Here is a 21,913-nt window from a genome sequence, read left to right on the forward strand (position 1 = left end):
GCGCCTCCGTGCGACCGGCCGAACCGGTCAGAAGGGTATTGCCGCGCAAGCGGCGGCGCGTCCCGATGAGCCCGAAAAAACAAAAACGCCGCGCGGAATTTCCGCGCGGCGTTGATCGGGCGCCGTTCCGATCACGGAGCGGCCTGTTTCCCGGGCTTGGCGATGACGAACGGTTTCACAGCCGACGGCCGCCCCAGGGTCGGGTTCTGCCGCCCGCCGCTCAACTGGCGCACCCGTGCCGTTGCGTACAGGTCCAGTTCGTGGATGTAGATCACCCCGTCGCCGTCCACGTCCGCGTGCCCGCTCAGGCCCTCGACCAGCCCCAACGTGAAGAACCCGGCCTTACAGATCTTGCTCTCGGCCGCGTACTCCCGGCCCAGCGACGCGCACATCACAATCACCCCCGAATCCTCCGCAGTCAGGTCGCGAACCAGGGAGTCCGCCTGCGGCGGGCCGTCCTTTTCGGCCACCGAGCCCGAGTGGCACGCGTCCAGGATCGCGACCAGCCGCCCCGGCATGTCCTCCAGCCGCTTCTTGAACTCGTCACCGGACAGCGCCCACTCGCTCTCGTCTGCGGTGGTGACGGATTCGATGAACGGCACTAGGTAGAAACGCCCGAACAGGTCGCGAGAGCCGTGCCCGGAGAACGACACGATGCCCACGTCCTGCGGGGTCATCTTCGACTTGAGCCATGTGAGCCCGTCGCGGATACCCTGCCGGCTCGCCGCCTTGTCCGTCAGCACCTTCACCTCGATCTTGTCGAAGGTGCCACGGGACTTCTCCTGAAACGCCTTGGCCAGCATTTCGGCGTCGGTGGCGCTGTAGTTGAGCTTCAGCTTGCCCGGGTACGCCGCCACGCCCATCGTGAGTACGTACAGGTTCGGCTTCGGGACCTCGCCGTCGCGCAGCACCTGTCCGACCTTCGACATACCCTTGCTGACCGGCGAGTCGGCGATCACCGCGACCGTGTGCGGGCCGGGCGCCAGCGGCACCTCCCACGTCGCCTCCGCGGTCGGCTGCGGGTTCTCGAACCGCTTCACGCCGGCCGCGCCGTTGAACGGCCGGCCGTCCACCAGGAGCCGCATGGCCGTGACCGGGTGCTTCGCGTTCGGGCTGCTAGCCGTCGCCCGCACGGTGAGCGTCCCCTTGGCCTTGTCCATTTTCAGCTCGCGACCGTCCGTGAAGTCGGCGAGGGTGACCTCGGGCGGGAGCACCTCAGCCACGTTCGTGGTCTGGATCAGAGCCTTATCGTATTTTTGGGCCATCGCCAGCGCCTTGCTCAGGTCGCCGGCGGGGATCAGGTACTTGAGCACCGCGGGCTGATACATGGTGGGGCGGAACCGGCCGGCCGGGTGGACCTGCGGGAACTTCACGTTGCCGGCGTTGATCTGCCAGGCGATGAGCTGCTCGCCCTGGGGCGAGCACGCGTAGAACCCCTGCGGGGTCCAGGCGATCCACTCGCGCCCGGCCACGAAAATGGACAGCACCGGTTCCTCGCGGTTCCGCTGCCAGATGCGGATCGTCTGGTCCGCCGACCCGGTCGCGAAGTACCGGCTGTCCGGGGACGGGGTGACGCTCAGCACATGCCCGGTGTGCCCGACGAACTTCTGGTTCACCTCAAAACTGACCGGGCTGATCAGGTACAAGCTCTCGACGCCGCCGACCAGGATCGCGTTGCCCTTCGGCAGCACGCTGGCCGAATAGATCGGCTCGCCGCCCGGCAGCCGGGTCAGCACCGGGTCGCGCCCGGTCGTTTTGACCATGAACGCGCGCTGCCGGTAGTCGAGCGTCACGTGCTCGTCGCTGTTCACCGTTTGGGTGTACTTCGACGGGTCGGGGGGGCCGCCCAGCCCGAACTCGTCGAGCCGGAACGTGTGCTCCAGCGGGCCGACGTTGGCATCGTTCCGCTCGTTGCTGGTGCCCCACGCGATCGACTTGCCGTCCTTCGCCCACGCGACCGCCCACACCCCGTGCCCGGTGCCGATCAGCCGGTGCTGCACGCGGCCGTCGTCCGTCTGCCAGACGAACGTCTCGTGGCGGTTGCCGCCGCTGGACACGACCCGGCTGCCGTCGATCGACACGTCCACCGCACTAACCAAGTTGCTGTGGCCGGCGACCGTCACCCGCGGGACGCCGCTGTCGGCGGAGATCAAACCGGTCCAGCCCCGACCGTTACTGACACCGCCGACGACCAGCTCTTGGTCGCCGGGCATGAACTGGACCTGGAACACCGACACGGCCCGCTTCTCCACCTTGATCGATGGCAGCGTGCGAAGTAGTTGCCCCTGGATCGAGGCGATCAGGATCTCGCCGCTCTTGGTGCCCAGGGCCAGCATTTGCCCGTCGTTGCTCCACGCCATACACGTCGGCACCACGCCCCCGATGCCGACAAGGAGGGTGTTGTTGCGGGCGAAGTCCCACAACTTCACGCTCTGGTCCGTGCCGAGGCTGGCCAAGATGTTCCACCGCGGGTTCGGGTTGTACCGCACTTCGACGATCCCGCCGCGGTGCGGCACCGTGCGCCCCAGCTCGCGCCCGGACCCCACGTCGAACAGTTGTAGCACGCCATCCTCGCCGCCGGCCGCTAGCCGCGCGCCGTCGTTCGAGAAGTGCAGCGCGCTGACCGCGTCGCCGCTCCCGGCGTCGATCCGGGTAATCTGGTTACCGGTGTCGGGCGAGATGATGTAGATGGGCACCCGCCCGCTCTGCACCCCGGCCAGTTTGCACCCGGCCACCGCCAGCCGCTTCCCGGAGCGGGATATGGCCGCCGCCTGAAGCGCCCCCTCCTTGCCCGGCCCGGCAGGGAACCGAATCGTCTTGACGGTCTCGTTGGAGACCGGCTCCCAGAACCGCACCGCCTTGTCCTCGCCGACGGTAATGATGCGGTCGCCCTTGGGCGTGAAGAACACCTTGCCGACGGTACCGGTGTGCCCGCCGGAGTCGAGGGTGAGCAGCGGCCGCCCGCCGCCCTTGGGGAGCGGCGGCGGCGGCGGCAGTGCCCCTTCGGGCTTGAAGTTCTGCGCCCGCACGAACGGGTCTTCGTCCGGCGCCACCGGCGGCACCGCGGGCGCCACGACCAGCGGCTTGGTGGCCGGCACCATCGACTCGTTAACCCGGATCTTCGGCGGCGGCGGGAGCATGGTGGCCAGTTCCGCGTCCTCCGGGTTGTCTTTCTTTTTCGCGGGCGGGTTCGCGCCCGGGCTCGGGGTGCTGCCCGGCTTGGGCGGAACACCCGGGTTCGGCTTCGGTGCGGGTGGTCCGCTCGCCGCGCCCGGTTGCGGCCCGCTTGGACTCGGACTGACCGGCGATGGTTCCGTCACGGTCTGGGCGGGCGGGTCGGCGTTCTTAACAGTCTTGTCCTTGGTACGCGTGGCCGCGTAGACCACGAGCCCCAACCCGAGTACGAGAATAAGTCCAGCCCCGGCGCCGGCGACGATCAGCTTCTGGTTCCCGCCGCTCTCAGCCTCGGCCGGCTTCTTTTTCTTCTTTTTGGGCGCGACGTTCGTGGAGCCGGCCTTCGCGCCGCTCTTGGCCTTCTCCTTGGTGCCCGCCTTTGCCGGGGGGTGCTCGTCGGACTCGAGTGCGGCCGCGAACTCGTGGCCGCACTTCAGGCAGGTGACCTCGTGGTCCCCATCGCCCTCGACGGTGAGGCGCAGGTTCGCGCCGCACTCGGGGCACGTGGTTTTCAAAACGGGCATCGATTCACCTGGGCTTGGCGACAAGCGGCGCGCGTGCGGGAGATTCGCGCAAATGGATGTTGAGTAGATGCTGGAGGAACCGCGAGCGTCCGTCAAGTGAAAACGGCTTGAGGGTGCGCCGGCGGTCGCCCCGGGCCAGTGCGCCAAAGCTCGCGCCCGCTGACCAGAGGCCGAAAATGTGCGGGCGGGGCCGGTTAGTCCACGAACTCCAGTTCGACCGGGCTGGGTATAACGCCCGCCCGGTGCGCCTCGCCAAGCAGCTTGCGGATCGCCGCCCGGCCGCGCTCGCCGTAGTCGAGCGTCCAGTCGTTCACGTACATGCCGACGAACTTGTCCGCGAGCCTCACGTCCATGTCGCGGGCGTACGTGAGGGCGTACTGCAGCGCCTCTTCGCGGTGGTCGAGCGCGTACTGGATACTCTGCTTGATGAGCCGGCTCACCTCGCGCATCGTTTCGGCGCCGAGGTCCTTGCGGACGACGTTCCCGCCCAGCGGCAGGGGCAACCCGGTGCGCTCGTGCCACCACACGCCGAGATCGGTAACGAGGTGCAGCCCTTGGTTCTGGAACGTGAGCTGGCCCTCGTGGATGATGAGGCCGGCGTCGTACTTACCGGACGCCACGGCGGGAATGATCTCGTCGAACGGGACCACGTCGTAAGTGAGTTTGTCCTGCGCCGCGATCGACTCGAACAGCAGCTTGAGCGTGAGGAACGCGGTAGTAAGCGTTCCCGGAACGGCGATCTTCACGTCCGGCAGGTGCTCCACCTTGAGCGGCTTGCGGGCGACAACCATCGGGCCGTACTTGTCGCCCATGCTGCACCCGGTGGGCAGCAGCGCGTACTTGTCGAGCAGATAGCTGTACGCGTGGAGGCTGACCGCCGTCACCTCAAGCTCGCCGGTGAGCGCCCGGCGGTTGAGCGTCTCGATGTCCACCAGCTCGTGAACGAACTTCAGGTCGCCGGTCGGGATCTTGTCGTTGGCGAGCGCGTGGAACATGAACGCGTCGTCCGGGTCCGGGCTGTGCCCAACGCGGATCAGTCGCTGCGTGGTTGTAGCGGACATATCGATTTCCTTCTGGCACCTGTTGTTTGGGCGCTACGGGTTTCGCTACTCCAGCGCCGCGGCCGGGCCGCCCGGGGCGAACGCTTCGGCCGCCGGGCCGGAGTGGACCACCCGGCCCTTTTCGAGCACGTGAACGATGTCGGCGATGCGCTTCACGGCCGGGATGTCGTGCGACACGATGACCATCGCCACCTGCAACTGTGCGTCGCCGGCGAGGTCGGCGATCACGCGCATCACCTCCGCGGCCATCCGCGGGTCGAGGGCGCTGGTCGGCTCGTCGAACAGGATTGCCGCGGGGTTAACCGCAAGCGCCCGCGCGATCGCAACGCGCTGCTGCTGCCCGCCCGACAACTGGCCTGGGCTGGCGTCGTGCTTGTCGGACAGCCCAACGCGGTCGAGCCACTTCTTCGCGGCCGCTTCCGCCTCGTCTTTCGCCCGACCGAGCGCGTGAACCGGGCCACTCATGACGTTCTTCAGCACCGTCATGTGCGGGAACAGGTTGAACTGCTGGAACACCATCCCGACCGTGCGGCGCAGTTGCAGGAGCGTGCCACGCGGCGGCGAAACGCCGCCCCGGAGCGCGAACGCCCCGACGGAGATCTCGCCCGCCTGGAACTCCTCCAGACCGTTGATGCAGCGGAGCAGCGTGCTCTTCCCCCCGCCGGACGGACCGACGAGGGCGGCCACCTGCCCTTTTTGCACCTCGATCGAGGCGCCGTCGAGCACGCGCGCGTCGCCCCGGAACTTCGTGACGTTGGTGGCTCGGATCACCGGCTCCCTCCGCTCGCGGTCCCGAGGCGACGTTCCAGCACGCGGGCCAGCACCGCGAGCGGGTAGCTCATGAGCAGGTACAGCCCGGCCGTCAAGAACGCCAGTTCCACCACCAGGTCGCGGTTGAAGTTGTACAACTCGTTGTACTTCCGGGTCAGCTCCGTGATGAGGATGACCGAACACACCGACGTGTCCTTGAACAGTGCGATGAAGTCGTTGGTGACCGGCGGGATGACCACCCGCGCCGCCTGCGGGACGATCACGGTGCGGATCGCGGTGAACGGCGTCATCCCCAGCGCAAGCGCGGCCTCCATCTGGCCCCGCGGGACCGACAGGATGCCCGCCCGGTAGTTCTCGGCCTCGTACGCGGCGTAGTTGATGGCCAGCCCCAGAACGCCGATGAAGAGGGGGTCGAATGCGATGAACGGTAACCACTTCGGCAGGATGAAGAACAAGAAGTACAGCTGCAAGAGGAGCGGCGTGCCGCGGACCACCTCGACGTAAACGGCGAACGGCACCCGCACCCCGCCCGGACCGTACACCCGGCCGACCGCGATCACGACGCCCGCGAGCATCGCCAGCGGGAACGACGCGACTGCCAGGAAGATCGTCATCCCCGCGGCCTTAACCAATTGCGGGATCAGCGGCCACAGCGTGCCGGCACCGCCGCGCCCGGCGCGTTCGACGGTTCCGGCATCGTCCGGCGGGAAGTCGCCGGTGAGTTCCTTGCACAGCCACTCCTGGTCCGCGTTCCAGATGCCGTACTTCTTGTACATCTTCCGCAGCGTGCCGTCCTTGAGCCCTTCCTTGATGGCGTTGTCGAGTTCGTATTGCAGTTCTTTGTCGTCTTTGCGGAGGTAAATGACGTAAGCACCCGGCTGGCGGCCGTCGTCCACGAGTTTGAATTTGTCCTTGTACTGCGGGTCGCTGACATAGAACACGCACGCCGGGTTGTCCTGTACGGTCACGTCCGCGTGCGTCTTGTCCGCGACCGCGTTGAACATCGTCGCGACGTCTTTGTTGGGCACCACTTGGCCCGGATACCGCTTGTTGCAGTAGTCGAAGGCGACCGACCCTTCCAGCACGCCGATGCGCTTCTTTTGCGGGCCGAGATCGGGCCAGCCCGTTACGGCCTCGTCGTCCTTGCGCGCGACGAGTTGGAGCCGGTACTGGTAGTACGGAACGGTGGCCGCGTACTTGGCCTTCAGGTCGTCGCGGGCCTCGTACCCGTTGAGCACGATGTCGATGCCCTTTTCGCCGGCGCGCGGCTTGTCGAGCAGTTCCGGGAGCGTGCTCCACTCGGCTTCAACCGGCGTGCTGGTGCGCCCGAGCTTCTTGGCAAGGTACTCGGCGAACTCGACCTCGAACCCGACGTAAAAACCGTTCGGATCGTCCTTGTAGATGTACGGCCCGCCGCCGGTCGGATCGGTGCCCCACCGCAACTCCTTCGCGCCCTTCTTCTGGCCGATGGCAGGCGGGGCGAGGGCCAGCGCCGCGACGGCGACGAGCAGCCAGCGACGGTTCACCTGTGGCGCGCTCCTGGGATACGGGTGCCGATGCTCAGTGTATGTGGCGCCCCGCAGCGCGGGGCTGCTAAACTTTGGGTATGCCGAAGGACCGACTCCCCATTGATGACGCGCTCCCGGAACTGCTCGCCGCGCTGCGAGCGAGCGGGGCCGCGGTGCTCCGCGCCCCGACCGGCGCCGGTAAGACCACCCGCGTGCCCCCCGCCCTCATCGACAGTGGACTTGCCGGGAACGGACTCGTGCTCATGCTCGAGCCGCGCCGGGTCGCGGCCCGCGCCGCCGCCCGGCGCATGGCGCTCGAAGACCACTCGCCTCTGGGCGAGACGTTCGGCTATCAGGTTCGGTTCGACAAGAAGTCCTCGGCCCGGACGCGGGTGCTCGTCGTGACGCCCGGGGTGCTGCTGCGCCGGCTGCACGACGACCCGTTCCTGGACGGTGTCGCGGGCATCGTGTTCGACGAGTTCCACGAGCGCGGGCTCGAAGCCGACCTCGCGTTCGGCATGACGCGACTCATCCGCGAGAACGTTCGGCCCGAGCTAAAAGTCGTGGTGATGTCCGCGACGGTCGACCCGTCGGCGGTATCGGCGTACCTCGACGGCTGCCCCGTGGTGGACAGCCAGGGGCGCACGTTTCCCGTGGAGGTGCGGTACCGGGCGCGCCGGAGCGACACGCCGGTACCCACAGCAGTGGCGGACGCGGTTCGCGACCTGCTCGGCGCCCAGAGCGGCGATGTGCTCGCGTTCCTACCGGGGCTGCGTGAGATCCGCCAAACCGCCGACGAACTGGACTCCTTCGCCCGCGAGAGCGGTGCCCTTGTACTGCCCCTCCACGGCGACCTCCCGCCCGAGCAACAGGACCGCGCCCTTCAGAAGCTCGACCGGCGGAAGGTAGTGCTCGCGACCAACGTCGCGGAGACATCGGTCACGGTAGATGGTGTGACCGCGGTGGTCGATTCCGGGCTGGCACGGGTCATGGAGTTCGAGCCGTCGGTGGGCATGGATCGGTTGCGGCTGGTACCGATCGCCCGCGCGTCCGCGGACCAGCGAACCGGGCGCGCGGGACGCACCGCGCCGGGTGTGTGCGTGCGGCTGTGGGACGAGCCCGGTCACCGCGCGCGACCCGAACAGGCCGCGCCGGAAATCAAGCGCGTGGACTTGTGCGGCGCGGTGCTCCAACTCGCCGCGCTAGGCGAACCGGACGTGCGCAAGTTCCCGTGGCTCGACGCTCCGACCGAAGAGGCCGTTGCGCAATCACTGAAGCTGCTCGACCAACTCGGGCTGTTCGTCAACGGCGCCCTTACTCCTCTGGGCGAAGTCGCCGCGGGGCTCCCAGTTCACCCGCGGCTCGGGCGGTTGCTGCTCGAAGGTCAGCGGCTCGGGTGCGCGCCGCGGGCGGCACTCGCGGCGGCGCTGCTCTCGGAGCGCGACCCGTTCCTGCGCGAGTTCGATTCGGGACCGCCGGTACGGACCGCGCCGCCGACCGTGTCTGACGTGCTCGATCGCGTGGAAGCCCTGGAAGCGTTCGAGGTCCGGGGCCGGCTCGATAGCCCGCTTGGTCGGTTGCACCGCGGCGGCGCTTACGCGGTGCTGGAGGTGCGTGACCAGCTCGCTCGGCTGGTCGGGAAAGGCAACCCACCCCCCAACCCCCTCCCTGAAGGGAGGGGGAGAGAAGGCATTTCCGGAACGTCTCGCGAATCGAGTTTGCTGAGCAGAGTGTCCAAACTCCCCCTCCCTTCAGGGAGGGGGCCGGGGGGTGGGTTGCCTTCATCCGACGACGCCCTCCTTCAGTGCGTGTTCGCGGCGTACCCGGATCGCTTGGCGCGGCGGCGCGAGCCCGGCAGCACCAAAGCGGTCACCGTTGGCGGGCGCGGAGTGCGGCTCGCGCCCGCGTCGGGGGTGTCGGAACCCGAGCTGTTCGTGTGTGTCGATGTGGATGCCGGTGGGACGGATTCGTTCGTCCGGCAGGCGTCCGGCGTGGAACGCGAGTGGCTGCCCGCAGAGCGGGTTTCCACGCGCATCGAGATCACCTTCGACGAGAAGACCGAGCGGCTCGCGGCCCGCAAGGCGACTCGCTTCGGCGACCTCCTGCTGGACGAACTCAACGCACACATTGCGGACGAAAGCGAAGCCGCGAGCGTGCTCGCCCGCGCGGCCGCGGAACGATTGGAAAAGGTGCTACCGGCGCCCGATTCTCCGGCCGGCGCATTCCGAACCCGCGTGCGGTGCCTGCGCGAATGGGTGCCGGAGCTGGAACTCCCAGCATTCGAGGCAGCAGACCTGCGTGAGGCCCTGGAAGCGCTGTGCCGCAACCGGCGGTCGCTCGCGGACGTGCGGAACGGCCCGTGGCTCGACTTCCTCAGGGGGTGCCTGACCTACCAGCAGCTCCAAGCAGTGGAAAACGAGGCCCCGGAACACTTGGAAGTCCCGAGCGGGAGCCACATTCAGCTCGTGTACGAAGAGGGCCGCCCGCCAATACTGGCGGCACGGATTCAGGAGATGTTCGGGCTGACCGAAACGCCCACCGTCGGGCGCGGGCGCAGAAAGGTGCTGCTGCACCTGCTCGCCCCCAACTACAGACCGCAGCAGGTGACCGAAGACCTCGCGAGCTTCTGGCGTAACGGCTACCCGATTGTGCGGAAGGAACTCCGCGCCCGCTACCCGAAGCACAGTTGGCCCGACGACCCGCTCACCGCGGAAGCCGTGCGCGGGGCGAAGAGAAGACAAGGATGAGCCGCAACTCATCCTTCGGCGTCACTCCGGCTTCCACCACGCGTCGAGCTTCTTGGTCAGCTCCTTCACCTTCTCGGATCTCTTCGCGGCCAGGTCGTCCTTCTCGTTGGCGTCTTTCGACAGGTCGTACAGCTCCGCTCCTTCGCCCTTCACGTTGGGCTCGTGCGGAACGATCAGTTTCCAGTGCCCGTCCACGATCCAGCGGTGCCGGAGGTTGGCGCTCGGTTTGGTGATGTCGACCGCGTTATGCTCGAACACCTCGCCGTAAAGGGTGTGGCGGGTCGCGACCCGTTGCGGGTCGAGCAGGTCGATTCCGGGCATGTCCTTGGTTGGTTCGGCGCCGGCCGCGCGCAAGATCGTCGGCGCCAGATCGATCGAACTCGCGAGGTGGTCACTCGTGCCCGGCTTCGTGTGCCCCGGCCACTTGATCAAAACCGGCGTGCGCAACCCGCCGTCGTACTGTGAGCGCTTCGACCGCGGCGCGAAGTTCGCGGACATCTCGTCCTGAATCCACCCGTTGTCGTGCAGGTAGATCACCAGCGTGTTTTCGGCCTGCCCGCTCTTTTCGAGCTTCCCGAGCAGGTCGCCGACGGTCTCGTCGAACCACTCGCACATGGCCCAGTACTTCGCCACGAACTCGGACTTCGTCTTGTCCTTGTACTTGTTGAACAGCCGCTCGGGCGGGTTGTGGGGCGTGTGCGGCATCATCGGCGCGTACCACACGAAGAACGGCTTCTGGTCCTTCTTGGCCTTATCGAGGAAGTCGAACACGGGTTGGAGCCCCTGCCGGCCGATCTTCAGCCCCTCGTCGCCGTGCCGCCCGCCCTTCAGCGGGTCGCCGTGCGTCATGCCCTCGGTGAAGCCCCCGCACCGGCAGGCGTTCCCCTCCCACCACTTCCCGACCTGCAAGCTGACGTACCCTTCTTTCCCCAGCAACTTCGGCAGGTCCGGCGACGCCTCGAAGAGCGCCACCATGTCCGCGCGGAGCTTCAGGTAACTGTCGTCCTTGTTCGCCTGCGCCGCGGTGAGGCCCTTCGGAAGGGGCGGGTCGTTCGACGTGATCTTGTGCTGGTGCGGGTAAAGGCCCGTAATCATGGTCGCGAGGCTGGCCCGGCACAGGCTACTCGGCACGTATCCTCGTTTGAAGAGAAGCGACTCGCGTGCGAGTTTGTCGAGGTGCGGGGTCTTGATGTGTTCGTGGCCCATGAACCCGTAGTCGGTCCAGCACTGGTCGTCGCCCACGAGCAGCACGACGTTCGGCGGTGCGGCTTTAGCGGGCAGCGAGACCGCAAGTGTGAGTGCGAAAACGGAAAAGCTGCGGAGCATGATAAAATTCCTTCGGAGCGGCCCGGGCTAGGCGTCAGTTCGGTGTGGCGGTTTGCTTCGCGACCTGCTCGGCGAGCGCCTTCAGATCGAGTTGCTGACCCTTCTTGGGGAACGGGTGCGGAAGCACCCACCACTCTTCCGTAAATGAAGCGGACTCGCCGGGTTTCAACCGCTCGCGCGGCCCGATCGGCTCCAGTTCGATCCGCGGCCCGGTCGGATACCACACCGAGAGCGTGAGCCCCGCGGCTTCGTTGTACACCCGGTCCGGGAACGTCTTGAACCGCTTCACGAACAGGGTGTCGTTCGGCATCGCGTAAGCGAGCCAGCCCGCGTAGCTGTCGAACCCGAGTTTGGGCTTGCGCGGCGGGGCGAGGATCTCGAGGCACCCGTCGCGCTCGCGGATGTTGTCGTCCTTCGCGCGCACGTTGATGACGGCGCCGTCCTCGTACATCGCGTATTTGCTGGGGAACCGACTCGGGCGGTCGCCGAGCGGAACCACACAAATGCCCCCGCCCGGTGAAAACGAGCGCCCCCAGTGGCACACCTCGCGGACCTCTTTCGAGGTGTTGGTCAGGGTCTGTGAGCACGACAGTCCGACGAACCGGCCGTGCGTGATCAGCTTGAACTCGCGGACCACCTGAATGCTGGCCTCCTCGGGCGAGCTGGTGAGCTTCGCACCGTTGCTCCTGGTGACCTCGGCCCTCCACTCGCCGGCCCACGCCTTCGGGTGCGGCCGGACGGTCAGTTCCGGGCCGTAATCAAACCGGCCCGCAGTGATCGGGATCGTTCGTCCCGGTTGCCAACCCTTCTCGGCCTCGTCAAAGTACATCGCATCGACGCCGCCGGCCGAGAACTCCAGCACGCGGCCACCGGCCTGCGGGCACAACACCGCCCGCGTCTTGCCGAGCCCAAGTTCGATCGCTTCCGAATACCCGTGCGATTTCACCACTTTTGCCGTCGGCTCTTCGGCCCTGGCGAGCGGCACCGCGACGACAAGAACGAACAGGGCCACAAAACACGAGCGGGAGAGCATGTCGGGGCTCCGAAGGGGAGTAACGGGCCGCAACCACACTTTGAACGGAACCACTCGCGGCGTGAAGTGAAAAACGGCACGATGCGCGGACTCGGCTTCAGCGTTTAGCTCGTAGCTCTGCGACAGGCTGATGTTGTGTCAGCCGGGCTGTTTCCTCGACGTCCTACTCGGGGGGCACGGCTTCAGCACCGCTTTCACGGCCGCGAAGAACTTCGCGAAGGCGGTCTGGAGCTACCGCTCGGGTCGCGGTTTCGCATTCGCGAAGTTCTTCGCGGCCGTCGCGGTACCGTGAGTGCTCCGCGCCCCAGGTTAAGAAGTTAACGCCGAACGCGCGCCGGGTCGGGTTCATCCCGTCCCGGCGTCGCGTGTTCGTAAGGCAGTACGGGCCAGCATAGTATAACCACCACCTTAAACCCCGTTGAGGACGCAGAATGGAATACCGTCAGCTTGGCAGGTCCGGGTTCAAGGTGCCGGTTCTGAGCATGGGCACCGGCACGTTCGGCGGCGGCAACGAGTTCTTCAAGGCGTGGGGCAGCACCGACGCCGCCGGCGCGTCGAAGCTCGTGGACGTGTGCCTCGACGCCGGCGTCACCATGTTCGATTCGGCCGACATCTACTCGGGCGGGCTGGCCGAAGAGGTGCTCGGCGCCGCAATCAAGGGGCGGCGCGACAAAGTCCTCATCTCCACGAAGGCCACGTTCCGATTCGGCGACGGCCCAAACAACGTCGGCTCGTCGCGGTTCCATCTGATCCGGTCGTGCGAGGCGCAACTCAAGCGACTCGGCACCGACTACATCGACCTGTACCAGATGCACGGGTTCGACGCGACCACGCCGGTCGAGGAGACGCTGTCCGCGCTCGACGACCTCGTGAAGGCCGGCAAGGTCCGCTACATCGGCTGCTCGAACTTCTCCGGCTGGCACCTGACGAAGTCGCTCCTCACCTCCGACTACTACGGCTGGTCGCGGTACGTCGCCCACCAGGCGTACTACTCGCTGGTCGGGCGCGACTACGAGTGGGAGCTGATGCCACTCGGGCTCGACCAGGGCGTGGGCGCGGTGGTGTGGAGTCCCCTTGGGTGGGGCCGGCTCACGGGCAAAATGCGCCGCGGGCAACCGCTGCCGAAGACGAGCCGGCTGAACTCGCAGTTGAGCAACGAGAAGGGGCCGCCGCTCACCGACGAGTACGTTTACAAGGTGGTCGACGCAATCGACGCGGTCGCGAAGGAGACCGGCAAAACGGTGCCGCAAATCGCGCTCAACTGGCTGCTCCAACGGCCCACCGTTTCGACGGTCATCATCGGCGCCCGCGACGAGCAGCAGTTGCGCGACAACCTCGGCGCGGTGGGTTGGAACCTCACGCCCGACCAGGTGAAGCGACTGGACGAGGCGAGCGCGGTAACGCTGCCGTACCCGTACTGGCACCAGCGCGGGTTCGTCGAGCGCAACCCGCCGCCGATCGGCTGATGTCAGTGGCCGAAAATGACGCGGGCCGGGGCGCCGGTGGTGAAAACCACCGGCGCCCGGCCCGCTACTTCAGGATCGGAACGCGACACTCAGACGCCGACCGCCTCGACCTCGTCCTCGACACCGGCGAACTTCTCGGCCAGGGTCGGGTCGATCTCTTCCAGCACCTCCTTGAGGCGCTGCCGGGCGACGTGCAACCGCCGCTTCACGGTGCCCGTCGGGACCGCGAACTCCTTCGCGATCTGCTTCAGGCTCCGACCGCGGATGTAGAACGCTTCGAGCGTCTGCCGGTCCAACGGCTTCAACTCGCTCAGCGCCCCCTTGAGCTGCTCCACCGCCTCGCCGACCGCGAACTGCTCTTCGGCGGTCCGGGTGCGCGCCTCGACGGCGTCGAGCATCTCGGGGTCGGTGCCGAACAGCGGCCCGCGCCGGGTCAGCCGGTTGATCGCCATCCGCGCCGTGATCCGCCGCAGCCACCCGGCGAAGCACCGCGGGTCGCGGAGCTGCGGCAGCTTCCGCATCGCGTGAACGAACACGTCCTGCGCCAGCTCCTGCGCCTCGAGCGGGTCCCGCACCCGGCCCAGCGCCATCGCGTACACGCTGCTCTGGAACCGGGTGACCAGTTCCCCGTACGCCTCCCGGTCGCCCGTCTTCGCCTTCTCAACCAGCACAGTGATTTCGGTCCAGCTCATGATTGGGTTCCTGCCCCGATCCTGTCCCGTTGTCGCTGGCGCGGCACACCGGACGTCGGAACGCGGCTCTCCCCGGATCAGATGAAGGGGAGCCGGCGTGTTCCGATGTTCCGGGCGCTTCCGAAAACGTGACCCCGACCCGCACCTGTGGCCCGAACGGCCGGCGCAGCAGAAGCTACGCAGCTGCACGGGCGCCGCCCCTTTGCGCATCAAAGGGACACCGGCGCGACGCATCGTCGGTCGATCACGCTCGAAAGCTCGGCGGCTTTTCATCCTCAGAACGGGTGAGCGATCGACCGTGGGAGGTCACATGCGGCGGTGAGGTCCACGAAGCGACTGAAGGCGCGGGCCTTCGTCTGCCTCGTGTCACCGGCGCACCGTGCGACCCGACAGGTCTCACTCGCACCCGTTCCGGGACCAGCGTGTTAAGTTCGGACTTCTGGTTGTGTTGTGGCTCAGCGCCAAAACGCACTGCGACTACGGTTGTGCATCCGAGCCGATGGGCCGGCTCTCGGGGTCAATCCGAATCGAAATTGCGTTTAAGCCAGGAGCCACCTCACTTTCCGGCGGTCGCCGCCGGGGCCACTTGCCTCAGTAAGCTCTGTTTGTCGCAGACCCGAGCCGGCGATTGGCAGTCGCGGCTAATTCGGGTTCTGCCGACGCTTACTGTGGCCCAGTGGATCCGGCTCGGTTTCGCGGCTGTTGGCCACGAGACGACGGCACGGGTACCAGGGGGTAGACATCCGACCGTCTTCGGTACCGGGGGTACAGCCGGAACGCCCTCGTGCAGTTGCTTTCGCATCTGCTCCGCGGACTGTTCCTGCCGTGACCGGTCCTGTTCGGAGGCCGGATTGGGGGACAGGTTGTCCAACGGATAGGCTTGTGCCGCGAACCCCAGACCGAGGCGATCGGCCGCCGTCGCGGTCAGCTTCACGCTGGCCACAATCGCGGTGCTCGTCGTCAGGGTCTTCAGGTTGTTCAGGGCCATCGCACACCTCCGTCGGACGTTGGGGTGTCGGTTGAGCGCCGCACCCAAGGATGAATTAAGAAGTCATCTCGGACGGTTAGAGGAAATTAAGGGTTCAGGGTTTGGGAAAAGAACATGAGCCGGGGTCACCGGTTACGGTCTGTAAGATTAACAGCCCCGCAACCGTTTGGCAACCGACTCTTACCACTTTTCCCAGTTTCCATTTCTAACGAAGCACCCGCCACCGGAGAACCCCGGTGCAGGTACTCCTCTCAGACACCGGCCCTAAGGGCGGGTTCGCGCGGTTCCGGATTTTCTTTCGCGTTTTCTTCGCCCCGCGCACGCCGCCACCTTCGGGAGACGCAGGCACTTGCCCGGAGTTGCGCCGGTGCCGCATAATAGCGCCCAGAAATCCCTCTCCCGAACGCACCGAACACGCCCGCTCTTTCATTGAAGGATCACACGGTATGTCTTCCCTGCTCCGCCCGCTCGCGGGGGCCGTCGCACTGACCGCGATGCTCGCGCTCGTGCATAGCGCCCAAGCCCAGAAGCCGCTCGACAACCCGATCCTCGAGCGGATGCGCAAGGACATCTTCTTCCTCGCGAGCCCGGAGTGCGAGGGGCGCGGGATCGACACCAAGGGCATCGAGAAGGCCGCGGACTACGTCGCCGCGACGTTCAAGGCCGCCGGCCTGAAGCCGGCCATGAAGGACGGGTCGTACTTCCAGCCGTTCACCGTCACCATGTCGGCGAAGCTCTCCAAACCCACTTCGCTCACGATCGCCGGCCCGAACGACGCGAAGAAGGAACTGAAGCTCAACACCGACTTCACGGCGATGGGCTTCAGCCCCACGAGCAAGGCCGACGCGGGCCTCGTGTTCGTCGGGTACGGGATCAGCGCCCCTGACCTCAAGTACGACGACTACGCCGGCCAGAACGTTGAAGGAAAGTTCGTCGTGATCCTGCGCCGCACGCCCCGTTACAACGAAAAGGGTGACAAGCGGTTCGACACGACGGTGCCCGACGGCGAGGACAGCACGCACGCCGCGTTCGCCACCAAGATCGAGCTGGCACAGGCGAACAAGGCCGCTGGCGTCATCATGGTTAACGACGCCGGGGCCGCCGGGAAGACCGACGCCCTCGCGCCTTACCCTCTCCACGCGACCGGCACCACCCCCGCGACCATCCCGGTCGTGATGGTCAAGCGGGCGGTCATCGATGAGGTGCTCGCCGGCGGGCCGTGGAAGTCGCTGACCGAACTCGAAACGGCCATCGGCGGTGACCTGAAGCCGCGCTCGTTCGCCGTCGCCAACTGGACCGCCCGCGCCGAGGTAACGGTGGAGCGCACCGACCTGAAAGTGAAGAACATCGTCGGCGTGCTGGAGGGCTCCGGGCCGCTGAAGGACGAAACGGTGGTGATCGGCGCGCACTACGACCATGTCGGGTACGGCTCCTGGGGCAGCCTCGCCAAGGACGGGAAGGGAAAGATCCACTACGGGGCCGACGACAATGCGAGCGGCACCACGGGCCTGATGGAACTGGCCCGCCGGTACGGCGCGGCCAAGAACCGCCAGGGGCGGCGGCTGGTGTTCGTCGCGTTCACCGCCGAGGAGCGCGGGCTGTACGGCTCCATCCATTACTGCAAGGAGCCGCTGTTCCCGCTCGACAAGACGGTGGCGATGATCAACATGGACATGATCGGCCGCACGCAGCCGGTCAGCGCCGACTGGCTCGGGCTGTTCGGCAAGAAGGATCGCCTCGTCGTGTACGGCACCGGCACCGGCACCGGGCTCGACAAACTCGTGGACCGGGTGAGCGCGAAGTCGGACTTCCGGGTGAGCGCGCAGAAGGCCGGGACCGGTCCGAGCGACCACGACTCGTTCTACCGGAAGAAGGTTCCGGTGCTGTTCCTCTACACCGGCACGCACGGCGAGTACCACCGGCCGACCGACGTGCCCGAGCGGATCAACATTGAGGGGCTGAAGAAGACGGCGGACTTCGCCCAGTCCCTCGCCGACGATCTGACGACGCGGAGCGCGGCGCCGAAGTTCCAGGTCGTGAGCGACCCGTGGCGCGACCCGACCGAGGCGCCGCGCGGCCCGCAGGGGCCGCGGCTCGGCGTGCGGCCCGACTACATGTACGAAGGGGAAGGCATGCGCCTCGAAGGCGTGACCCCCGGCGGGGTGGCCGAGAAGACCGGGCTGAAGGACGGCGACATCATCGTCGAGGTGGCCGGCAAGCCGACGCCGAACGTCGGCGCGTACATGACCGCGATGAGCGCCCAGAAGATCGGCACCACGATCGACATCGTCGTGGACCGCAAGGGCAAGAAGCTGACACTCAAGGCCAAGCTGGAAGAGTAGCGCCCGCCGCAGCGGCGCGGCCGGGGCCCCGGTCCCGGCCCGCGCCGGCGCGTTCGGCGTTGCCGCATCTCTGAATACAATCGGGCGTGTTCCGTTTCCGCACGGTGCCGCCGCATGTCGAACCCGACGCCGAACGAGATCCGCGATCACATCGCCGCGCTGGCCGCCCCCGAGGGCGGGCTCGGCGAGCTGATGGCAATCGCGGAGCAACTGTGCCGCGCCCAGGGTACGCTCCGCCCGACCGGCGGCCCGCGGCGGCTGGTGCTGTTCGCCGCGGACCACGGCCCCGACGCCGAAAGCCGGGTGAGCGACGCGATTCATGACCTCACCTCCGGCGCCTCGGCGACGGCCGTTCTCGCGAAGGCGACCGGCACCGAGCTGATCGTGGTGGACGTCGGCACGTGGTGCGACGGGCTGGCGGAATCGCCGCGGTACCGGTGCCGGAAGACGCGCTCCGGGTCGGGCGACGCCGGGGCCGGGCCGGCGCTCACCGCCGACGAGTTCCGGGCCGCGTTCGCCGCCGGCCAGAAAGAAGCCGAACTGGCCCACGCGGCCGGTGTCCGGGTGCTCGCCGCGGACGCCATCGGCGCCGACAGCGCGGTCGTGGCGGAACGCGTGCTCGCGCTCCACGAGCCGGCCGACGACCCGATGGGCGTGTTCGGGGCCGTCGGCGGGTCGGACGTCGCGGCGCTCGCGGGGCTCGTCGCGAAAGCGAGCGAGTTGGGGCTGACGGTGCTGGCGGCCGGTGCCCCGGCGCGGGCCGGGGCGCACGTGGCCGAGCGGGTCGCGCCAGGCGCCGCGGCGCGTGTGATCGAGGGGAGGGGTTCCCCCGACGGGCTCGGCGCGCTCCTCGCGCTCCCGGCGCTCGACGCGGCGGCGGCGGTGCTGGCCCGAACGGCCCGCCGCCACGTGGACCGGCCGGCCGCGCGGGCGAAGCCCACGCGCAAGGTGGCCGTGTTCACGGGCAGCTTCGACCCGCCCACCACGTACCACCGCAAGGTGGTCGAGTTGCTCCGCGAGAAGGGGTTCGACGAGGTGATCGTGCGGCCGTCCGGCCCGCGGTGCGACGGCCCAGAGGTGGAGCACGCCAAGCCGGTCCACCGCGCGATCCTCACGGACCTCGCGTTCAAGGACGTCCCCGGCGTCACGGTCGACCTCTCCGACCTCGACGACGCCACGTTCACCCCCCACTTCTCGCTCGACGACCTGTTAGGCGACCGCGGCGAGTTGTGGCACGTGGTTCCGGCCGAGTTCGTCACCGGCGGGCGGGCGAGCGAGTCGGCCATCCACAACAAGTGGGAACTCGGGCTCGACGCCTGGGCGACGCGCCGGTTCGTGGTGCTGCACCCCCCCGGGGCCGCCCCCGACGACGACGACCTGCCGCCGAAGTGCCAGCTCCTCGCGGTCGACGGGCACATCGCGACCGCCGACATCCGGCTGCGGGTGTTCCAGCACGGGAACGCCCGCCCCGACGTTTCGGAACAGGTGGACGAGTACATCCGGCGGTACCACCTGTTCACGGGGCTGACGATCCCGCGCGAGACCCGCGTCCACCTGAGCGGGCCGCGGCTGAAGATCGTGGCCGCGGACCGGAGCGAGAAGGCGCTGCGGGCGGCGGAACCGTTCCGACACCTCGAATCCCCCGACCCGACGCACATCCTCGTGCTCGGCGGCGACGGGACGATGCTCCAGGCGATCCGCGACCACTGGCGGCTGCGGTTGCCGTTCCTGGGGCTGAACGCGGGCACGCTCGGGTTCCTGATGAACGAGCGACTGCCGCCGTCGCTGGAAAATACGGAAATCGTGCTGTACCGCATGCCGATGATGCGCGTGGACGCCGAACTCCCGGACGGCAAGCGGGTGCAGTCGCTGGCGTTCGCGGACGCGTGGGTGGAGCGCGACAGCGGACAGGCGGCGTGGCTCAAAATCGACGTGGACGGACACACCCAGGTGCCGCGGGTGGTGGGCGACGGCCTGTTGGTCGCCACGCCGGCCGGTTCGAGTGCGTATGCGCGTGCGATGGGGGCGACCTCGGTTCCGTTAACGGCTCCGGTGTTCACGCTGGCGGGGTCGAACGTGTTCCGGCCGCGGTTCTGGAAGCCGGTGGCGCTCCCGGAAACGGCACACGTGTCGTTCACCACGCTGGACTTCAACGGCAAGCGGCCGATCCGCGGGTTCATCGACGGCCAGCCGATCGGCCCGGTGAAGTCGATGCACATCCGGGTGAGCACGGTGGCGAACGTGGAACTCGGCTTCACCCCCGAGTTCGACCTCTCGGCGCGGCTGCTGCGGTCCATGTTCCCGCCATCGGACCCGTTGTGAACACCGAACCTCGTCTGACCAACCGCTCCGCAATCTCGTAGAGCACGAGCGGAACGACCCAACTACTCCACGCCGCAACTATGTACGCGCCTTCGGGGCTCGGCACCCCGATCAGCCCCGCCGCCCCCGAGATCAGCCGAAGAACCACCGCCGAGCACATCAGCACGAAGCAGCGGAGCATCCAGCGGCGGTGCCGGTCGTAACGGCCGCGGCGCGCGGCCATCACACCCGCAACGGCACACAGTGCGGTCAGAGCCGACAGCACGAAGAAGCTCAAACCCGCCCACCAGCCACCGAAAGCGTGCTGGGCCATCACCGCACTGCTCGGCAACATCAGCGTCAGCAGCACAAGCACCTGAAGCCGACCCAACACACGATGCAACCCGCCGTACCGTCGGCGCACGTGTTCGCTCAGCAAAATCAGCCCGCCGAGCAGCACCACCGGCGCGGAGAAGATGTGGACGTAAAACGCCACCCGATAAGCGCCGGTAAACGTCTCCTCACGACCCAGCAGGAAGAGGGCGTCGAAGTTGGGCGGGAAGTAGTCGGGGTAGTTGGCCAAAATCGTGACCAACACCCGCAAAATCAGCGCGACCGCGAGCCAGCGAAGGGCCGTCGTGAGAATGTGGTATCGCACGGCGACACTCAATCCAGTTCGATCGTCTCTCCGCCAGCGATGGTGATTGCGGCGGCCAGCTTCTTCGGATCGGTCCCGGACCCAATAAACCGGACCGAGCCGTCAGCCATCCCGACATTCGCACCGTTGGGCACGCTCGAACGGGAACGCCCTTCTGCGTGGTTCAAGAATTCGGCAGACTCGAACCCGCGAAGGTTCGACGTACCGCCCCGCGCCCACGGCCCGAGGCCGATGCGCGTTTCCGTCAGCGCGATGGTGTTCGAGGTGCCATCTTTAATCATCGAGATCGGAGTGACGCGGTCGTACCCCATGAACCCGTTGCCCGCGGCGCCCGCCGGTCGCGAGGCGGCATCGGAACCGAGCCCGGCCATCGCGACGTAGTTGGTCAACCCGGCCGTCGTCGCTACTTCCTGCGATGCGGGGCAGATGAACGTACTCACCGAAGTCTGACCCGCTGAGGGAGCGGCGGCGTACCCCTTCTCGCGATCGAACTGGCGGTACAATGATTCCTGTTCCAGATACGGCAGTAAGGCCACCATCCAACTGAGGCGCTCTTCGGGTACCGCTCCTGGTCCAAAACATCCCGGCGGGAACGACTGCTCGATCCGGCGTTTGGCCCACGGCAGCATCGCGACAGAACTGCTGGCGTCGTGGGCATTGTGCAGCCCCAGCATCAACTGCTTGAGGTTATTCTGGCACTTCATGCGTGCGGCAGCCCCCTGCACGCGGCGGGTCGCCGGCAGAAGCAGGCCGATCAGGATCGCAACGATGGCGATCGCGACGAGCACCTCGACGAGGCTCAAGCCGCCGCGCGCTGAACGAGACATATACACTCCCCGCCGCGTGAAACGATCGGCGCGCGGACGGATTGTGCCCGACGCTACGCCACCATTATCCAGATGGCACCGGGCCTGAAGTCGGCCGTCGCCCAGGTTACGACGCCGGAAAGGGACGTGCATTTCGTGGTAGCGGCACCCCAGCGGGCAGCCAGCGAATGGGTAGCGGATTGGTAGCGGATGTCCCGTCGGCGACCAGTCGGTTGCCACCCGTTGGCGCCGCACTGTAACCCCCGTTACACCCGCCCGGACCAAGAGCACCGCACAACGAGGCGCTGGGGCGCGGGCCTCCGGCGCGCCTACCGTAGTGAGTGTGTGCCGCTCCGCGGGTATCGAGGAGCACGCACGCACCCGCTTCGTCCGGCGGGCCTCCGGCCCGCGCCCCAGAAGAACTGGCATTGGAGCGCGGGCCTCTGGCCCGCCTACCGTAGTGAGTGTGTGCTGCTCCGCGGGTATCGAAGAGCACGCACGCACCCGCTTCGTCCG

The 21,913-nt window shown here is 67.4% G+C and carries 14 protein-coding genes; 4 read left to right on the top strand and 10 right to left on the bottom strand.

Annotated elements, in window-relative coordinates; translation table 11 throughout:
- Window positions 1-131: 131 nt before the first annotated feature.
- The 4 genes from R5W23_RS28805 to R5W23_RS28820 form a co-directional block, all read right to left on the bottom strand.
- On the bottom strand, window positions 132-3,698 hold the full coding sequence (locus R5W23_RS28805) for a caspase family protein (RefSeq protein WP_320689363.1): 3,567 nt from the start codon (window positions 3,696-3,698) through the stop codon (window positions 132-134).
- Between the two features lie 194 nt (window positions 3,699-3,892).
- Window positions 3,893-4,759, bottom strand: coding sequence for a menaquinone biosynthesis family protein (locus R5W23_RS28810; protein ID WP_320689365.1), 867 nt, complete (start codon window positions 4,757-4,759; stop codon window positions 3,893-3,895).
- Window positions 4,760-4,804: 45 nt separating this feature from the next.
- Complete coding sequence (locus tag R5W23_RS28815; protein ID WP_320689366.1) at window positions 4,805-5,530, bottom strand: amino acid ABC transporter ATP-binding protein; 726 nt, start codon at window positions 5,528-5,530, stop codon at window positions 4,805-4,807.
- Window positions 5,527-7,056, bottom strand: coding sequence for an ABC transporter substrate-binding protein/permease (locus R5W23_RS28820; RefSeq protein ID WP_320689367.1), 1,530 nt, complete (start codon window positions 7,054-7,056; stop codon window positions 5,527-5,529). Before R5W23_RS28820 ends, R5W23_RS28815 begins: the two co-directional genes overlap by 4 nt.
- An 80-nt stretch (window positions 7,057-7,136) precedes the next feature.
- Here R5W23_RS28820 and R5W23_RS28825 point away from each other — a divergent pair, with 80 nt between their 5' ends.
- A complete protein-coding gene (locus R5W23_RS28825) occupies window positions 7,137-9,785 on the top strand; it encodes an ATP-dependent RNA helicase (protein WP_320689368.1) in 2,649 nt (882 codons plus the stop codon).
- Between the two features lie 21 nt (window positions 9,786-9,806).
- Here the strand turns inward: R5W23_RS28825 and R5W23_RS28830 are convergent, their stop codons facing one another.
- A complete protein-coding gene (locus R5W23_RS28830) occupies window positions 9,807-11,111 on the bottom strand; it encodes a sulfatase family protein (RefSeq protein WP_320689369.1) in 1,305 nt (434 codons plus the stop codon).
- A 34-nt stretch (window positions 11,112-11,145) separates the two neighbouring features.
- Window positions 11,146-12,144 carry a hypothetical protein gene (locus tag R5W23_RS28835; protein ID WP_320689370.1) on the bottom strand — a complete coding sequence of 333 codons (999 nt, stop codon included), beginning with the start codon at window positions 12,142-12,144 and terminating at the stop codon, window positions 11,146-11,148.
- Window positions 12,145-12,575: 431 nt separating this feature from the next.
- On the opposite strand from R5W23_RS28835, the gene R5W23_RS28840 reads away from it, so the two are divergent.
- The gene (locus R5W23_RS28840) at window positions 12,576-13,610 is read left to right on the top strand and encodes an aldo/keto reductase (protein WP_320689371.1); all 1,035 of its coding nucleotides are present in this window, start codon (window positions 12,576-12,578) and stop codon (window positions 13,608-13,610) included.
- A gap of 89 nt (window positions 13,611-13,699) precedes the next feature.
- Here the strand turns inward: R5W23_RS28840 and R5W23_RS28845 are convergent, their stop codons facing one another.
- Entirely contained in the window at window positions 13,700-14,302 is a 603-nt protein-coding gene (locus tag R5W23_RS28845) for an RNA polymerase sigma factor (RefSeq protein ID WP_109571227.1), read from the bottom strand.
- A gap of 556 nt (window positions 14,303-14,858) precedes the next feature.
- A complete protein-coding gene (locus R5W23_RS28850) occupies window positions 14,859-15,290 on the bottom strand; it encodes a hypothetical protein (RefSeq protein WP_261184236.1) in 432 nt (143 codons plus the stop codon).
- A gap of 446 nt (window positions 15,291-15,736) precedes the next feature.
- On the opposite strand from R5W23_RS28850, the gene R5W23_RS28855 reads away from it, so the two are divergent.
- The gene (locus R5W23_RS28855; protein ID WP_320689372.1) at window positions 15,737-17,632 is read left to right on the top strand and encodes a M28 family peptidase; all 1,896 of its coding nucleotides are present in this window, start codon (window positions 15,737-15,739) and stop codon (window positions 17,630-17,632) included.
- Window positions 17,633-17,746: 114 nt separating this feature from the next.
- Complete coding sequence (locus R5W23_RS28860) at window positions 17,747-19,954, top strand: nicotinate-nucleotide--dimethylbenzimidazole phosphoribosyltransferase (protein WP_320689373.1); 2,208 nt, start codon at window positions 17,747-17,749, stop codon at window positions 19,952-19,954.
- Here the strand turns inward: R5W23_RS28860 and R5W23_RS28865 are convergent.
- Together R5W23_RS28865 and R5W23_RS32525 are read right to left on the bottom strand one after the other, a co-directional pair.
- Window positions 19,887-20,591, bottom strand: a complete 705-nt coding sequence (locus R5W23_RS28865) for a DUF2306 domain-containing protein (protein ID WP_320689374.1) — start codon at window positions 20,589-20,591, stop codon at window positions 19,887-19,889. The two genes, R5W23_RS28860 and R5W23_RS28865, sit on opposite strands and share 68 nt — an antisense overlap.
- Window positions 20,592-20,599: 8 nt before the next feature.
- Window positions 20,600-21,826: a DUF1559 family PulG-like putative transporter gene (locus R5W23_RS32525; protein WP_326522221.1), complete on the bottom strand. Its 1,227-nt coding sequence runs from the start codon at window positions 21,824-21,826 to the stop codon at window positions 20,600-20,602.
- Window positions 21,827-21,913 lie beyond the last annotated feature (87 nt).

It is taken from the genome of Gemmata algarum (assembly GCF_034097035.1).
Lineage (GTDB): Bacteria > Planctomycetota > Planctomycetia > Gemmatales > Gemmataceae > Gemmata > Gemmata algarum.

Coding starts and splice junctions, on each gene's coding strand:
- R5W23_RS28805 (WP_320689363.1), bottom strand. CDS start 3,698: ATGCCCGTTTTGAAAACCACGTGCCCCGAGTGCGGCGCGAACCTGCGC.
- R5W23_RS28810 (WP_320689365.1), bottom strand. CDS start 4,759: ATGTCCGCTACAACCACGCAGCGACTGATCCGCGTTGGGCACAGCCCG.
- R5W23_RS28825 (WP_320689368.1), top strand. CDS start 7,137: ATGCCGAAGGACCGACTCCCCATTGATGACGCGCTCCCGGAACTGCTC.
- R5W23_RS28830 (WP_320689369.1), bottom strand. CDS start 11,111: ATGCTCCGCAGCTTTTCCGTTTTCGCACTCACACTTGCGGTCTCGCTG.
- R5W23_RS28835 (WP_320689370.1), bottom strand. CDS start 12,144: ATGCTCTCCCGCTCGTGTTTTGTGGCCCTGTTCGTTCTTGTCGTCGCG.
- R5W23_RS28840 (WP_320689371.1), top strand. CDS start 12,576: ATGGAATACCGTCAGCTTGGCAGGTCCGGGTTCAAGGTGCCGGTTCTG.
- R5W23_RS28845 (WP_109571227.1), bottom strand. CDS start 14,302: ATGAGCTGGACCGAAATCACTGTGCTGGTTGAGAAGGCGAAGACGGGC.
- R5W23_RS28850 (WP_261184236.1), bottom strand. CDS start 15,290: ATGGCCCTGAACAACCTGAAGACCCTGACGACGAGCACCGCGATTGTG.
- R5W23_RS28855 (WP_320689372.1), top strand. CDS start 15,737: ATGTCTTCCCTGCTCCGCCCGCTCGCGGGGGCCGTCGCACTGACCGCG.
- R5W23_RS28860 (WP_320689373.1), top strand. CDS start 17,747: ATGTCGAACCCGACGCCGAACGAGATCCGCGATCACATCGCCGCGCTG.
- R5W23_RS32525 (WP_326522221.1), bottom strand. CDS start 21,826: ATGCCAGTTCTTCTGGGGCGCGGGCCGGAGGCCCGCCGGACGAAGCGG.